We start from the raw sequence: 320 nt of genomic DNA, 5'->3' as shown, positions 1-320 counted from the left end.
CGGCGCGGAGCTGGGGGTCCCGGCCACCGCGGTCGCGCTGGCGTACGTGCTGGCGCAGCCGTTCCCGACGTTCGCGCTCGTCGGCCCGCGCAGCGTCGCCGAGCTGCGCTCGTCGACGGCCGGCCTGGGCGTGCGGCTGGACGAGGCGCAGGTCGCCTGGCTGGACCTGCGCGAGGGCTGAGCCGCGCCCGCACGCGCAGCGAGGCCTTGACCTCCTCGGGCCGCCAGCCGAGGCGGCCGTCGGTCCACGTCGGCTCCGGCAGCAGCCGGCGGCCGACGAGCTGGTGCAGGGTGGCCACGTCCACGTCGTAGCGGTGGCT

1 protein-coding gene is annotated in these 320 nt (G+C 78.1%); it reads left to right on the top strand.

Going from position 1 to position 320, the window contains the following annotated elements:
* On the top strand, window positions 1-181 hold a 181-nt coding region (locus tag GTR00_RS22680), incomplete at its 5' end, for an aldo/keto reductase (protein WP_166613691.1).
* Window positions 182-320 lie beyond the last annotated feature (139 nt).

The organism is Kineococcus indalonis (assembly GCF_009906395.1).
In the GTDB taxonomy this organism is placed as follows: domain Bacteria; phylum Actinomycetota; class Actinomycetes; order Actinomycetales; family Kineococcaceae; genus Kineococcus; species Kineococcus indalonis.
Note: the sequence above shows the minus strand (reverse complement) of the source record. Positions and strands in the feature narration are given on the sequence as shown.